Raw genomic sequence first — 16,050 nt, forward strand, 5'->3', positions numbered from 1 at the left:
AATCGACAAATATTCAATTTATGCAACAGAAATTGCTCGAATATTTAAGGACAGAGCTGACGAAAGAGCACAAAGATAGACGCGAGTGCGGGAGCGGTCTGTTGGGCGGCGATTTCGGCGAAACGCTCGCATTGTTCATGCTCAACCGGCAGTTCGGGCTACCGCAATATGATGCCGAAAGGCTTCTTGACAAGACATTGAATGAAATTCACCATCATCGCATGATGGCTACCTATTGCAACGGATTAGCCGGGACAGGGATAGGGCTGATGCTTTTGGCCGATAAAGGTTTCATCGAACTCGATTCGGATGCTCTCGGCGACTTCGATGCCTACCTTTCAAGAGCAATGGCTGCATTTATCGAGCAAGGCAATTTCGATCTGCTCCATGGCTCCACCGGCATCGCACTCTATTTCACCAAGCGGAGCGACATGGCACGGGAAAGTGCACGCGAAGCGCTCGCCGCATATGTCAACTCGCTCGAAAAAGCCCTTGTAAAGACCACGGGCGACGACGGCGCAGAATACGCATGGTGCAGGATGAAAAAAGACTTCTCACAAGAGGAGCGCAACATATCGATGTCGCACGGACTGAGCGGCATAGCCAATGTATTGGCACAGATTTATGCCCGACACATACTTCCTGCTACAGTGGATAAGAAAGCCAAGGAGATAATCGAGGCGCTGACACGCACAATACTCGCACAACGGATCGACTTCACAAAATACCGCAGCGCATTTCCATCTTACTACAAATCAGCCGACGAGCAGGGGCGATTCAGCCGTCTGGCATGGTGCTACGGCGATCTCGGGATACTCGCCACCCTCTCGATGGTGGCCGTAACCACAGGCAATGCATCGCTCGCCGCACGCATCGAGCCTTTGGTGCTCGCCCAAACCACGCGACGCTGCCCGGAGCACACCTACGTACGCGACGCATGCGTGTGCCACGGCGCGGCAGGCATCTACGCGTTTTTCCGCCATTTCTCCCGACGGCAACCCGACAATGGGCCGCTCCGTCTGGCCGCCGACTATTGGAAAGATTATATCCTCGCCCTACCCCTCGACCGGCTCTGCTACGACCCGATATCGAAAACCTACAGCAAGCAATACAGCATACTCAACGGATATGCCGGAATAGCCTTGGCTCACCTCGACGATTATTCCATCTTAGACAAACTTCTTCTCTATGAAAGAATCTAAACACGGCTATACACCGCTCGACAGGGGCTGCATACGCATGCCGTTGCTGTCATACTCCATGCTGACCGAAGCCATGCGCGACAAAGGGAGATATGATATGCTTTGCCGTTCCGAAATATTCCTCGGAAGCCTTTACCATGCCTCGGCAGAGTTCCACCGCCGGGTAACGACAAGCGCCAAGGGATATCCAAAAATGGCAAAGTCGCTCTACAAGTATCTGTCGCGTGCGGCCACGCGGTGCACACCGTTCGGACGATTCGCAGCAGTAGGCACATTCCGTATCGGAGACACCACGCAACTGGAGCGCCCCGACATCCTGCCGATGGATAGCCATTTTGCCATCGAGACGGCATTCCTCGAAAAAACGGCTCGGAAACTCATCCGGAAAGAAGCGCTTCCCCATCTTGTGCTCCGATTGAATCCTACGCTGTTCGAGTCGGGAAAAGAGTACCGCTACATGGCTCGTCCGCTCAACGGCGTGACCCGCAGTTTCACGGTCAAGAGAACGTCCATACTGAAAGCGGTGGCCAAGGGACTGAAAAAGACCGCTTCATACAAGGAACTGTACTCCACGATAAGCGCTGAATTCGAGATTGACCGGGATAGCTTCGACAACTATCTCCTGCAGCTAATAGGAAACGGAATCATATCGTCACAGCTAACCCCTCGGATTCTTGACAAGGGAGCATATCTACCTACATTAACTATAATAGGTGAGAAAGCCGGTCTGACGGAAGTAACGGATCAACTGAAAGAATGCACCGGCTTAATTACAGGAATCAATGGAAAGCCGGAGAATACGGTCAGTCTCATCGAGGAATTCAAGCAGCGGGAATGGGTGAAGCAGCTCCATAAAGCGGATGCACCGATAGTGCAGTGTGATTCATCAATCAAATCCGACAACAGCTTCTCAATATCGCGTGAAACAATCGGGCATATCACCGAGCTGCTATATCTCAACCAGAGCCTCTCCTCCGGCGGCACGCCATACGCATTGTCGCAGTTCCGCAGCCGCTATGAGACCCGGTATGAGAATTCCCCTCAACAGTTGATAAAAGTGCTCGATGAAGAAACGGGGATAGGCTATGGCGATATCAGGCAGACCGACCGATACGGTATGTTCCGGGGATTGGTCGGAGGGAACAATTACAGACCGCAATCCACATTCACCTTATCGACGGTGCAACGTACCCTGCTCAATGCCATAGAATCGCGCGATTACGACCATCACACCATAGCCCTCGACCGATACTTCAAGCCCGATGCGACGCACGGCATACCCGACATGAATCTCGGCAGGTCGTTCAACGCCATGTTTCAAGTAATCGGCGACGGGAACAGCGAGTTCGAGGTGTCTGAACTCCGGTTCTGCGGTCCGAGCGCACTAAATCTGTTGGCGCGTTTCTCCGACGGCTGCGCCGCAATCGACAGCCTTTGCGATGAAATCGGCGCACGGGAGAGCCGGGCCATCGGAAATGATGAGGTCGTCGGCGAGATATCCCACATACCCAACAGCCGTTCGGTCAACGTACTGCACCGCAAAGCGTGGCACAGCTGTGCCATTGGATATTTGTCGCCTTGCGGCAACGTAGTAGACACAATCCCCCTCTCCGACCTTTGGATACATATCGAGAATGGCAGGATACGGCTGTATTCCAAGAAAATGAAGAAATACGTAGTGCCGCGCATAGCCTCGGCCCACAACCATCATTACAACAGCGATACGCTCTATCAGTTCCTCGGCGACCTCCAGTCGCAGGGGAACCGGCTCACCAACGTGTTTACATGGGGAAGCCTTGAAAATATTTTCTCACATCTTCCTCGCCTTACCTACAAAAAGGCAATCCTTTCTCCCGAGAAGTGGAAAATCAGTGTCAGCACCTACAAAAGCAAAGGCAACGCCGATATCGAGGGATTGCGCGGGATGCTCCGCGAAAAAGGATGCCCCTCCATCCTGCTTTTCCGCGAGGGCGACAATTGCCTATGGATCGACACGGCCGCCGATGTCGCCCTGTCGTCCCTCCTGGATGCCGTGCGCCAACGGCGCGAGGTGTGGGTCGAGGAGTTCATCGCGCCGGCACCCAGTATCCCGATAAACGAGTGCATCCTCCCGTTCGTAAAGACCGAATAACGTATTGTCATGAAACAGAAGTTCATACCCGGAGAAGAATGGCTATATGCCAAGATATATCTGCCCGTCGGTCGGGCAGACTCGTTGATCGCGTCGCTTCTGCGCCCGATGACCCGTTTGGAACGGGAGGGGATAATCGACCGTTGGTTTTTCATCCGCTATACCGACCCGCAGTTCCATATTCGTCTGCGTGTGCACATCCCGAATCCCGACAGTGACCTCGGAAAGGTCATTACGGCAATAAAAGAGATCCTGCGCCGACATCCGGCGGCATCATGTATCGACAAGGTCGTGTATGACACCTACGTGCGGGAACTCGACAGGTACGGCGCATCCGACATCGCGAACTGCGAGAGATTCTTCCACATCGACTCGCGCGAGACGTGCCGCATTTTAAAAGGTGAATATACCGAAGATACCCTATGGAGACGGGCTATCACATTCATCGACGGCATTCTTGACATGTATAAATCTTCTGTTGAAGAAAAACTGGAGTTTGTCGCCCAAGCCGCACGAGACAACCTGCGCTATTCCGGCATGGGCGACGATGCCACAAAGTTCCTTAACGGAAAGTATCGCGAATATCGCAGCAAGATCAATGATTGGCTGACTCCTGACATGACCAAGTCCACGCTCTCCAAAGAGTTGCAGCAAGTATACACTGATATCCTACGGACGTACCCCGAATGCACATCATCACTTATCCACATGCACTGCAACCGCCTGTTCCGCTCAGACCAACGTCTATGCGAAGCCACCGCCTACTATTTCCTCTCAAAACATTACAACTCCATAATTGCCCGTAATAAAAAGTCGTAATCATACATGCCATAACTGAAATAAGTCGAAGCATTTAATGCCTAAACCAATATCGGCCCGAGAAGAACACTCGGGCCGATTGTCATAGGTAAACTCTATAGTGGTGCGAGAATATATCACAGTTAATCTTCACAATTTTCTGAGGTCTCCTCACATGAAGCATCGTTAGTCTCACAACCGCATGTAAAATAACTTGCAGTCTCTAATCCACATGCATTGGTTTGTAGTGGGGGTGTTACGCAGACTGTTTTTACTTGCGTTTCAACACATGGACTCTCCGGAGTCGTTTCAGTACACGCAACTGTATCACATTCTTTACGTGTAACACACTCAACAACATTTCTAGTGTATGGTATGCAATATTCGGTGTCAATACATTTATTTCCGGTCTCATAACATACTTTGCCGGTTTCACATCCCCTTTCAGTCATAGGACAATCCATCGTACTTGGACATGCGAAAGTTTCCAAGCATTTATCTTGATCAGTAGGCCTCACCGTAATGGCTTTAGTATCTGCTCCCGGTTTTTTACCAGCATTACTTTCTCCGGTTAATCCGGAACTGCCTACCGGTTTAGGAGATAGATTGAGATCGGAAGTTTTAATCTTCTTTTTCATAAGTTTGAAATTATAAGATTTAACATATCCACATAACGCATGTGAAACTAAAATTGTTCTATTCATTTCGATTTCCACTATACGTGATTAATATTTTCATTCTCCAAAGTTCGATTCAATCTTAACCTATACTGTAACTGACGATATTACACCAATTACATATTACATACACCAAAGGCAAATGTGCATATTTTCAGTATCAACAAGTTAAATTTAGTTATTTATGTTGCAATTCAATTATTAATTGTTAACTTGCGCAAAATATCAACATAGAAAAGATATGAAAAAAGTGATTTTTGCTATAATATTGCTTGTTTTCGCGCTCATGGATGGCGGGGCGGTGACGCGCATTGACGTGCGGGTCGACACGGCGCGCGGGGTCATAGTGATTCCGGCGGTGGAGGGCGGCGCGGATGTGGCGGTGGCCGTCATCGACAAGCGGATAGGCACACCCGACACCTTGACCACCATAGCTTCCCAACTCCTGCTCCAGAGCGACCTGCGCGGACATGTCGAGGATGCGGCATGGTACCTGCGCGCTCCGGCCCTTGAGGCAGTTCCCGCCGCCGACGCGCTTATGCTCACTCAAGGGTGGACGCGCTACGACATCCCCGCAGCCATCCGTGGCGACATGGCCGACTCCCTCGCCTTCCCAATCGAAATCGGCGCGCAGCTCGACGGCGTGATCCGCTCAAAGTGGCGCGGCAAGCCGCTCGCCGGAGTCACCACCAACGTCCTCGCCCCGCGCATGGCCGACGGAGCTTCCGCCACCACCGATTCTCTCGGACGCTTCTCCATCACCGGACTCGAATGGCCCGACTCGACATGGCTCGTGGTCAGCGCCATGAACGCAAAGGGCAAACTCGAAGAGAACATCCACCCCGATTTCGACACATTCCCTGCCATCGCCTCGCTCCCCGAGGGAGAATCCCTCATCTCCACCATCCCGACCTGGGCCTCCGACGATGAGGGCTGGGATGACTACGTGGCGCGCCTCAACGCCTCGCCCCAAGGCATGCAGATATCCTTGAAGGAGATAGTCGTACGAGGCACTAAACAACGCAAAGAGGAGAACGCAATCGATATGCTCGCCTCTATCAATATCCGTCTCGACGAAAATAAGGACGTAACCTCATACGAACAGGCCGTAGCCAACATCCCAGGCGTCAATATAATAGAGGATCGCCTTCTGTATCATCAGACACCCGTAGCAGTATGGGTGGATGGCCGCTATCTCGGCTGTTCCGAAGGAAAAGAACGCGGAGGCACCGCAGCGCGCTCCATAGCGCCGAAAGAGAATGCACAAAATCCATGGGACAACAAGAAAAGCGCTACTCTCAAAAAGTTCGAACAATGGCAATATTCCGCCAATATGGCAAAGGAAGCCGTAGACAACAACAGCTCCTATGACACCGGACTCCTCACGGGGAAACTTAAGCTCATAGACCTCGAAGGAATGTATCCTTTCCTCGAAAACGAATCCGTGGCATACGTGCCGCCACATCTTTCCATGCTCTTCCCCCAAGGCGCTATCAACGACGGAGACATATTAAGCCGTACCAACGGGGGCATACTCAGCATCACCACCAAGAATCCTGCCAAAATCACCAACAAGCTCTCTCCCGAATTCCATCCCGTGATGCCGTTGGGCTATCAGAAGCCGCGCCGCTATCGCGCAGCCTACGATGTGGACGGCGAGGCCGACGGACAGAGCGGCACGACGGTGGCATGGATCCCGTCAGCCGACCTGTCGGGAGAGACCGTAGTGCCCATGCCGCCCGGACGCACCGCCTCCGACATGACCATAACGATAGAAGGAATCTCGCCCACGGGCCAAACCATAGATTTGCGTAAATAAGAAACCGGCAGCCGTAGGGATGCACCTTGGGTGCATCCACAAAGCATGACGACCCCATAAGGGACATGACATAAAAAAGACACAGACATGAAAAGGATAACCACCACCATAGCGATCCTTGCCGCCATGGCAGGCACAGCCGCCACGTCACACGCCGCCATCAGCCCCGACAGCATAGCGGCACGGATGGAGAGGCAACTCCTCGAATACCCCCAGGAAGCCATCCACGTCACCACCGACCAGGGGGTGTATCTCGCGGGCGACACCGTGTGGATGCGCCCGTTCGTGGTCGACGCGGCCACGCTCAAGCAGGTCGACGCCAGCCGCTACGTCTATGTCGAGTTTTCAGCGCCCACCGGCGACGTGGTGAAGCGCGTCAAGCTGCTCAAGCGCGACGGAAAGTTCAGCGGCTACATACCCCTCCCCATCGACCTCCCAGAGGGGAGCTACACCCTGAGCGCATACACGATGTTCATGCGCAACCAGGGTCCGGAATTCTTCTTCCGCAAGCCCCTGCGCGTGCTCAGCCCCTACGCCCTGCGCGAAGGATTCGACGTGCGCCTCAAAAGCGATTCCGGCAACCCGCGCCTCATCGTAGACCGCAAAAGCACGCAGGCCGACATGACACTTAAAATCGGCGACAAGGAAAAGACCGTGCGCGGCTCTGACGCGCATCTCGAAGTGGGCCTTTCGCGCAAAGATGCGGCCGCGGGGCCGATACTCGTCACCAACGGGCAGTACAGCCGCTACGTCACGGTGCCCCCGGCCGACACCACCCTCGCGGTGACGCTGCATCCCGAAGGCGGCTACCTCATACCCGGCATCCCCTGCAAGGTGGGCGTGAAGGCCATAGGCGTTGACGGACTCGGACGCGATATCTCCGGCACCGTGACCGACAGCCGGGGCAAGGCGGTGTGCGACTTCTCGACGCTCCATGCCGGCATGGGCACATTCACCCTCACCCCCAAGGCGGATGAGAAATACACCCTCAAGGTCGGCGGCAACAGTTATCCGCTTCCCGAGGCCGACAGCCGCGCGGCAGTGATCCATGTGGCCGGCACCGACCACGACGGCGGGGAGCTGACGGCAAGCGCCGTGGGCAACGTGCCCTCCGGGGCGATGCTCGTGGTGCAGACGCGCGGCATACTCAAAGGCGTGTCGGCCATCACCCCCGAAAGCCCCGTGCGCATCCCGCGCGAACGCCTCGGCGAAGGCGTGTCGCAACTTCTGCTCATAGATGCCGACGGCAACACACTGAGCGAGCGCCTCGTATGGAACGCCCCGGAACGATAAAATATGTTAAACACCGTAGAGGAATCCTAACTTATCGACAAGCGGAGAAGTTATACTTAGGAGATTATGCCGGAGACGCATGGAGTGCCGGCATGATCCGCCAAAAGTATCTAACTTCTCTGCCATATGTATCTATTATCACGCAATAAAAGCAGGCATGCGCGAGGCATACTGCCGGCCTGCATATTGCTCGCAGCCGTGTCGGCCACGGCCCGGGGAGCGAACCTGTCGGGTGAGGCAGTCCTCACCGACTCCATACCCTCCCACTGGACCTACGACGAGCATTTCAACCAGACCATACCCACCGACGACAACTGGTGGCATCGGCTGGGCGACCCGCTGCTCGACACCCTCATAGCCCGCGGCATTGAGGGGAATCCCGACGTGGTCATCGCCTCCAAGCGCATAGCCATGGCCAAGGAAGCGCTCAACGCGGCGCGCTCCGGCTATTATCCCACGCTCGGACTGCAAGGCGGATGGACCAAGAGCCGCACCTCCGGCGCCATGGGGCGCGAGACGATGGCCGCAACCACCGACGACTACTTCTCGCTCGGCATCAACATGAGCTGGGAGATCGACGTGTTCGGCAAGATACATGCAAAATCATCGCAACAGAAAGCGCTCTACAACGCCACCCGCGCCGAATACGCCGCCACGATGGTGGCCCTCTGCGCCAACATAGCCAAAGCCTACGTCAACCTGCGCGTGTGGCAGGGCGAATGGCAGGTAGCCACCGAGCATATAGCCTCACAGGAGAAGATCCTGAAAATAACCGAGGCACGCCACGAGGCGGGACTGGCCTCGATGCTCGACGTGACGCAGGCACGCATCGTCTACTACTCCACCCAGGCCTCCATGCCGATGCTCGAGACCTCCATACGCACCACCATCAATTCATTGGCGCTTCTCCTCGGCGTGTATCCGCGCGAGGTGACCGCCATGCTCGAACCTCCGCGTCCACTCCCCGACCACCGTCAGCTGGTGCCCGTAGGAGTACCCGCCGAGCTGCTGCGCCGCCGTCCCGACATCGTGGAGGCCGAGTATGAGCTTGCTTCCTACGCCGCCGCCCTCGGCATAGCCAAGCGCGACTTCCTCCCCACCCTCTCGCTCAACGGGTCCATCGGCACGGCCGCACATCGCGCCGGCGACCTCTTCAGCCACGAAAGCCTCACCTACTCCATCGCCCCGACACTCACATGGACCATATTCGACGGACTGAGCCGCCGCGCCAACGCCGTGAGCGCCAGGCAGCAGATGGAGATAGGGATAGAGAGCTACAACAACACCGTGATGACAGCCGTAGAAGAGGTCGACAACGCCATAGCCACCTACACCGGGACACTGCGCAACCTCGACATACTCGACGATGTGGTGGAGCAGAGCCGCAAGTCGCTCGACCTCTCGCTCGACCTGTACAAACGCGGCCTATCGCCATTCAACAACGTGGTTACCGCCCAGATGAACCTGCTGGAATACCAAAACTCGGCGGTAACAGCCGGAGGGCGCGCCCTCACCGCTTTAATCACCCTCTACGAAGCCCTCGGCGGCGGATGGGATGCCGCCGACATGGGCCTATAGTGTAGCCCGCTCGGGACAAACCATTGACAAAAACTTTCCGACATGAAACCTACATATATGCTCGCCGCAGCATGTGCGGCGCTCGTAGCACTCTCCTCCTGCCAACATAAGAAATCCGACAGCGGCACCGACCGCCTGCTGACTGTCGACGTGGCCACACCCATCACCGACTCGGTGATGGTCTACCGCACCTATCCCGGCACCGCCGGCGCAATAGCATCGGTAGACATCGTGGGACGAGTCAACGGCACGCTGCTGTCACGCGACTACGCCAGCGGATCAATTGTGGAAAAAGGGAAGGTACTCTTCACCATCGAGCCTACAAGCTACCGCGACGCCGTAGAGCAGAGCCGTGCAGCCCTCGCCACAGCCAAAAGCGAATACACCTACGCCTCCAACCAGGCCGCAGCCATGAAAAAGGCGCTTGAGAGCGACGCCGTCAGCAAACTCGACGTCATACAGGCTGAGAGCAGCATGCAACAGTCGGCCGCAGCAATCAAGAATGCGGAGGCACAGCTCAACCGGGCCTTGACCAACCTGGGCTACTGCACCATCCGCGCGCCGTTCAAGGGGCACATCACATCCTCGACCGTGGACCCCGGAGCCTACATAGCAGGCGAGGGATCGCCGTTCACGCTCGCCACCATCTACGACGACGCACAGGTCGTGGTGTCGTTCGCCATCTCCGAGCCACAGTACCAGCAGATCCTCGGCGTGAGAGGCACACCGCAGGAGGCCATATTCCGTGCCGTCCCCCTGTCGTTTGACAACGAACTCGCCCACCGGTACACCGGCGACATCTACTACACGTCGCCCAACATCGACAAAAGCACCGGAACCGTCACGCTCAAATGCCTTGTCGAGAACCCCTACGGCGAGCTTCGCGACGGCATGTACGTGACGGTACATATGCCATCTGGAGCCGACCCTCACGCCATACTGGTTAAAGACAGTTCCATAGGCACAGACCAGCTCGGCAAGTACCTCTATGTGGTCAACGACAGCAACAGGATAGCCTACACACCTATAGAGACCGGTGACATCTACCGCGACTCACTGCGCATTGTCACCAAAGGGATAGGGCCGAAAAGCCGCTACGTGACATCGGCGCTCCTCAAGGTGCGCGACGGGATGGAAGTAAACCCCGTCGAAATGAAATAACCATCCGACAAGGAAAAAGCACGGCGCAACGGCATCCGTCCGCGAAGCACCGGCCACAATCCAACTCAAACCAGAAGGCAATGTTTTCGAAATTCTTCATAGACCGGCCTATATTCGCCACCGTGCTGGCCATACTCATGGTGCTGGCCGGACTTCTGACAATCAACACGCTTCCCGTGGCGCAGTTTCCCGACATCACGCCCCCTACGGTCAACGTGTCGGCATCCTATCCGGGAGCCGATGCAGAGACAGTGGCCCGATCTGTCGGCGTGCCTATCGAGCAGCAGGTCAACGGAGTGGAGGGGATGCTCTACATGAGTTCCAATTCCGGCAGTGACGGAAGCTACGGGCTTACCATCACCTTCAAACAGGGCACCGACATCGACCAGGCGGCCATCAACGTGCAGAACCGCCTCAGCCAGGCCACGCCACAGTTGCCTGAGGCAGTCACACAACAGGGGGTCACCGTCAACAAGGAATCGACCAACATCGTGCTCTTCTGCTCGCTCGAAGGGGACAGCACCGGACGCTACGATGCGCTGTACCTCACCAACTATGCCAACCTGAACCTTGTCAACGCCTTGTCGCGCGTGGAAGGTGTCGGTGGAGTCGATGCCTTCGGCGGAGGACGCTACAGCATGCGCGTGTGGCTCGACCCGGAGAAGATGCGCTTCTACAACCTGACTCCCCAGGATGTCACCGCCGCCATCCAGTCGCAGAACATGGAGGTGTCGGCTGGTGCCATCGGAGCCTCTCCGGCCCCGGAGAACGAGGCATTCCAGTTCACCCTTGTCAGCAAGGGCAACCTCAACACCGCCGATGAATTCGCCGACATAATCATCCGCACCGACGCCAACGGCATACTTCGCCTGAAGGATGTGGCGCGTACCGACCTCGGAAGCATCAGCTATGCCGCCACCACCCTCGTGTCGGGACACCAGGCGGCCCTTTTGGGCATCAAGCAGCTCCCCGGGGCCAACGCTCTCGACGTGAGCAAGAAATCCAAGGCAGAGCTCGAACGTCTCGCGCAATACTTCCCTCCGGGAGTGAAGTACAACATCGTGCTCGACACCTCCGACTTCGTGACAGCTTCAATCGACGACGTGGTAGTGACATTCGTGGAGACCACGCTCATAGTGATGCTCGTGATACTCATCTTCCTCCAGAACTGGCGTGCGGTAATAATCCCGATGATCACAATACCTGTGAGCCTCATCGCCACATTCGCGGTGATGAAGGTGATGGGATTCACCATCAACACTCTGACCCTCTTCGGGCTGGTGCTCGCCATAGCCATTGTGGTCGACGACGCCATAGTGGTGGTCGAGGACTGTTCACGCCTTGTCGACGCCGGGAAACTGTCGAGGAGGCAGGCCGCAGAGAAATCAATGGAAGAGCTTACCGGTCCGGTCATCGGCGAAGTGCTCGTACTGCTATCGGTATTCATCCCCACGGCCTTCGTGAGCGGCATTACCGGAGAACTTTACAAGCAGTTCGCGCTGACGATCGCCGTGTCGACGGCATTCTCCGGGTTCAACGCCCTGACGCTCACCCCGGCGCTGTGCGCACTGTTCCTGACTCCACGCAAGCCGTCGAAATTCTTCATCTACCGCTGGTTTGACAAGGGCTTCGCGGCCACCGAGAATCTCTACAAGCGCTGCATCCACACGCTGCTGAAGAGACCGTGGCTCTCGACCTGCGGCTTCATCGTGATCGCCGTGTTCGGCTTCATTCTCTTCCTAAACCACCCCACGAGCTACGTCCCGCAGGAGGACCAGGGATATTTCATGAGTTCCGTGCAGCTGCCTCAGGGCGCATCGCTCGAACGCACGCAGAAAGTGGTCGACAGGCTGTCGGACATGATCCGCAAGGAGATTCCCGAAGTGGAGAACGTAATGGCCATCAGCGGGTTCTCATTCATGGCCGGGTCGGCTTCGAGCAACATGGGTTCGCTGTTCGTCACCCTCACGCCATGGAAAGAACGCAAAGGGAAAGGACAGGGCGTAGACGATATCATGGCCAAAGTCGACGCCATGGCTGCACGGCTACAGGAGCCTATCGTGTTTTCAGTGAACCCGCCGGCAATACCCGGCCTCGGTATGTCGGCAGGCCTGGAGATGCAGCTTCTCGACATCAACAACCACGGGGCGGCCGAGCTGGCCAAAGCCGTGGCGTCGCTACAGGAAGCCGCGCGTGAGGAGCCTGCGATAGAACGCATCACATCGCTCTATCAGGGCGTAGTGCCACAATACCGGCTCAAGATCGACCGCGACAGGGTAAAGCTACAGGGTCTTACGATGAGCGACGTGTTCCGCACGCTCGGAGGCTACACCGGCGGGAGCTACGTCAACGACTTCACGGAGTTCGGCAGCGTGTTCCAGGTGACACTGATGGGCGACGCCGACTCGCGCGGCAACATCGACGACCTGCTCAAACTCAGCGTGCGCAACGCATCCGGCGACATGGTGCCGATGGCATCGTTCACCACCATCGAACAGACCATGGGCGAGCCTTCGGCCTCGCGCTACAACATGTATGGAACGGCATCCGTTACGGCCACTCCGGCCAAGGGCTACAGCTCGCAGGACGGCATCAAAGCCATGGAGGCCCTGGTGGAAAAGACCCTCGGCAACAACTACGGCTACGCCTGGACCGGCGAGGCATACCAGGAGACGCAGTCCGGCACGACGGTGACCGCCGTGTTCATCTTCGCCATCATCCTCACCCTGCTCGTGCTCGCCGCCCAGTATGAGAGCTGGACCGACCCGCTCGCCGTGGTGCTCGCCATGCCGATAGCGGTGCTCGGATGTGTGCTCGGATGCATCGTCATGAACCAGAGTATCAGCATCTACACTCAGATCGGACTTATCCTCGTGCTGGGCCTTTCGGCCAAGAACGCGATACTTATCGTAGAGTATGCCACCTATTTCCGCCGCAGCGGCGTGCTCATACCTCCCGCAGCGGAGGATGCAGGCGTGATCCGTTTCCGACCGATCATGATGACCGCCATAGCATTCATCCTCGGCGTGATACCGATGATGACCGCACACGGAGCGGGCGCGGCCAGCCGCGTGTCGCTCGGCACGGCGGTAGTGTTCGGCATGCTCATCAACACCGTGCTCGGCACACTGTTCGTGCCCGGCTTCTGGGCCGCGCTACAGGGCTTCCAGGAAAAGCACCTCGACAAGCTGTTCAAAGATGTCGACACAGTTCCCCCCGCCCCGATGGGCGACGACAACTCGCTCGGCGGAGGCGCGTCGGGAGTGTGACTACTCCCTTGCGCGGTAGTACCTTACCCAATCGACTTCCATCTCGACAGGTAGCTGCGCTGGATCGATACGGCCTACCCAGCTGCCTCCGAGCTGCATGTCGATACGCAGATCCCATTCACGGAAGAAAGGATACTGCCCGTCAATCTCCATACGCGGATAAACAAGGGTCTCCACGCCGTCGATATGAAACACTATCTTGTCGGCAGTGACATCAACCCCATAGACATGGTATTCATCAACCTTGGCCACCGGAAACTGGCGCGAATAAAGGGGATCCGATTTGTGGTTGTCGACATCGATATATCCCGAATGGAGCGTCTGATAGACCGAACGGTCGAAATTCAAATGCTCCATTATGTCGATTTCGCCGTCGTGGGGCCATCCCTTGTCGGCTGTAAACGGCATCATCCATATCGCGGGCCATGCACCCCGGGCCTGGGTCATGCGTGCACGCACCTCGATACGTCCCGGCCCGAACGCCTTCTTACCGGCAGTGTAAAGACCGCCGCATAAATAATCGCGCGGATCGGCATCCTTGTCATCGTTGACGATGCCCTTGAACACGATGGAACTCTCTCGCTTTTCGTAGCAACGGTCGTCGGTGCTCTGATATTTTTTCCAGTCGGGAGTGCCCTCGGTTATGCGACTCCACACCTGCCCGTCGACGGTCGGCGCTGTAAAGTCGTCCTCCCAGACAAGCTCCCATGGAGACTGAGGCTCAGGTGGAGTCTCGGGCTGCTGCTGATCGGCTATGACGTCATCGCCCCCGCCTCCGCAGGCAAGCAGCACGACTGACAGCAATGCTATGGATATAAGTAATTTCCTTTTCATGGCAAAAATTACATTTAGCGTCGGTAAGCCATGAAGCGTCAAAATACCGGACAGTGCCGGATCTGACCCCTCATGGCTTACCATATCGGTTTATAGGCTATTATTTAGATAGAATCTCGTCGCAGAGCATTGATGCGCGGACGAGCATGCGCGGGATGTGGAACGGGCCTTTGAAGAGATTGCCTTTGGCAGGCTGTGCCACAGTGCCGTCGCGATGGAGGTAGCCGTACCATTCGGGATATTCCGTATCGGGCAGATGGGCATACATCCATTCGTTGGCCTTGCGGTGCATGTCGAGATATTTCGGGTCGGAGGTGGCGATGTAGGCGTAGAGCGACGCAATTACAGTCTCGCACTGCGGCCACCAGAACTTCATGTCCTGCGAGTAGTCCTGCGGCGGGAAGTTGCGGCAATCCCTGAAGTTGATTATGCCGCCGAACTCTTCATCCCAACCCCACTGCCACGACCAGTCGAGGATCTGCACGGCCATGTCGACGAGTTGCTTGTCCCAACCACGATGGCGAGCCTCCTCCAGAAGGAACCATGCGGTCTCGATGCAGTGGCCCGGATTGATCGTACGTCCGGCGCACGTATCGATAAGCTCGCCCTCCGGGGTGACCGTCTCAAGGAGAGCCTTGTATTCAGGATGGATGAAAAGCTTCAGGCGCTCTATCGACTCATCGATCTGCTCGTCGAGCACCGGGTCGGAGATGACCTTGCGTATGCATGCGGCGGTGTTGATGAGAATCATCGTTATCGAGTGACCTATGGCCGGCTGTGTCGGGAGGTATTTCGGCGGCAGTATCCCCGGGGTGGAGATGAAGCGGCGTATCTCCTTGAACAAGCGAAGAGCCTTTTCAGCATAGGCCATGTCACCGGAGGCGAGGGCGTATTCGCTCATTGCTATCGCCGCGAAGCATTCAGAGAACACGTAGCGGCGCTTTCGAAGCGGCGTGCCGTCGGCCATCACCTCGAAATACATGCGGCCGTCCTCGGGGTCGAAGCAATGTGCCTCGATGAAGTCGATGCAGCTCTTCGAGGCGGCGAGCCAGCGTGGGTCGCGCTCGATATTATTGTAGGCAAACGAGCCGACGAAGCCGAAACGGCCCTGAAACCACACGGACTTGGTGGTGTCCATTATGTCGCCCGTGCGGTCGAGGCACGTATAGACTCCGCCGTAGACCGGATCGAGGCCTTTCTCGAGCCAGAACGGCATGATGTTTTCCTTGAGGTCGGCTTTGTAACGCCCGGAGCATTTACAGATATATTCCTTGTCAATCATATGGAG

Annotated in this window: 11 protein-coding genes; 8 read left to right on the top strand and 3 right to left on the bottom strand. The window is 56.4% G+C overall.

Going from position 1 to position 16,050, the window contains the following annotated elements:
- The first annotated feature begins 20 nt into the window (after window positions 1-20).
- Genes QZ303_RS06665 through QZ303_RS06675 form a run of 3 tightly spaced genes read left to right on the top strand, consistent with a single transcriptional unit; the run spans window position 21 to window position 4,152 of the window.
- Window positions 21-1,202, top strand: a complete 1,182-nt coding sequence (locus QZ303_RS06665) for a lanthionine synthetase LanC family protein (protein ID WP_295730875.1) — start codon at window positions 21-23, stop codon at window positions 1,200-1,202.
- On the top strand, window positions 1,189-3,333 hold the full coding sequence (locus QZ303_RS06670) for a lantibiotic dehydratase family protein (RefSeq protein WP_295730877.1): 2,145 nt from the start codon (window positions 1,189-1,191) through the stop codon (window positions 3,331-3,333). The genes QZ303_RS06665 and QZ303_RS06670 overlap by 14 nt, the downstream gene beginning before the upstream one ends.
- Before the next feature lie 9 nt (window positions 3,334-3,342).
- Window positions 3,343-4,152, top strand: a complete 810-nt coding sequence (locus QZ303_RS06675) for a thiopeptide-type bacteriocin biosynthesis protein (protein ID WP_295730879.1) — start codon at window positions 3,343-3,345, stop codon at window positions 4,150-4,152.
- Window positions 4,153-4,274: 122 nt separating this feature from the next.
- Here QZ303_RS06675 and QZ303_RS06680 read toward each other — a convergent pair whose 3' ends face one another.
- Complete coding sequence (locus QZ303_RS06680; protein WP_295730881.1) at window positions 4,275-4,769, bottom strand: hypothetical protein; 495 nt, start codon at window positions 4,767-4,769, stop codon at window positions 4,275-4,277.
- A gap of 280 nt (window positions 4,770-5,049) precedes the next feature.
- Between QZ303_RS06680 and QZ303_RS06685 the strand changes: the two genes are divergently transcribed.
- From QZ303_RS06685 to QZ303_RS06705, 5 genes are all read left to right on the top strand, one after another.
- Window positions 5,050-6,627 (top strand): carboxypeptidase-like regulatory domain-containing protein, encoded by a 1,578-nt coding sequence (locus QZ303_RS06685; protein WP_295730884.1) that lies wholly within the window; start codon window positions 5,050-5,052, stop codon window positions 6,625-6,627.
- Between the two features lie 87 nt (window positions 6,628-6,714).
- Window positions 6,715-7,920: an MG2 domain-containing protein gene (locus QZ303_RS06690; protein WP_295730887.1), complete on the top strand. Its 1,206-nt coding sequence runs from the start codon at window positions 6,715-6,717 to the stop codon at window positions 7,918-7,920.
- Window positions 7,921-8,046: 126 nt separating this feature from the next.
- Window positions 8,047-9,498 carry an efflux transporter outer membrane subunit gene (locus QZ303_RS06695; RefSeq protein ID WP_295730891.1) on the top strand — a complete coding sequence of 484 codons (1,452 nt, stop codon included), beginning with the start codon at window positions 8,047-8,049 and terminating at the stop codon, window positions 9,496-9,498.
- Between the two features lie 42 nt (window positions 9,499-9,540).
- A complete protein-coding gene (locus tag QZ303_RS06700) occupies window positions 9,541-10,659 on the top strand; it encodes an efflux RND transporter periplasmic adaptor subunit (RefSeq protein ID WP_295730894.1) in 1,119 nt (372 codons plus the stop codon).
- An 80-nt stretch (window positions 10,660-10,739) separates the two neighbouring features.
- Window positions 10,740-13,928, top strand: coding sequence for an efflux RND transporter permease subunit (locus tag QZ303_RS06705; protein ID WP_295730897.1), 3,189 nt, complete (start codon window positions 10,740-10,742; stop codon window positions 13,926-13,928).
- Here QZ303_RS06705 and QZ303_RS06710 read toward each other — a convergent pair whose 3' ends face one another.
- Window positions 13,929-14,762, bottom strand: coding sequence for a glycoside hydrolase family 16 protein (locus tag QZ303_RS06710; RefSeq protein WP_295730899.1), 834 nt, complete (start codon window positions 14,760-14,762; stop codon window positions 13,929-13,931).
- A gap of 100 nt (window positions 14,763-14,862) precedes the next feature.
- Window positions 14,863-16,044, bottom strand: coding sequence for an AGE family epimerase/isomerase (locus QZ303_RS06715; RefSeq protein ID WP_295730902.1), 1,182 nt, complete (start codon window positions 16,042-16,044; stop codon window positions 14,863-14,865).
- Window positions 16,045-16,050: the final 6 nt, after the last annotated feature.

This window comes from uncultured Muribaculum sp. (assembly GCF_910583865.1).
In the GTDB taxonomy this organism is placed as follows: Bacteria; Bacteroidota; Bacteroidia; order Bacteroidales; family Muribaculaceae; genus Muribaculum.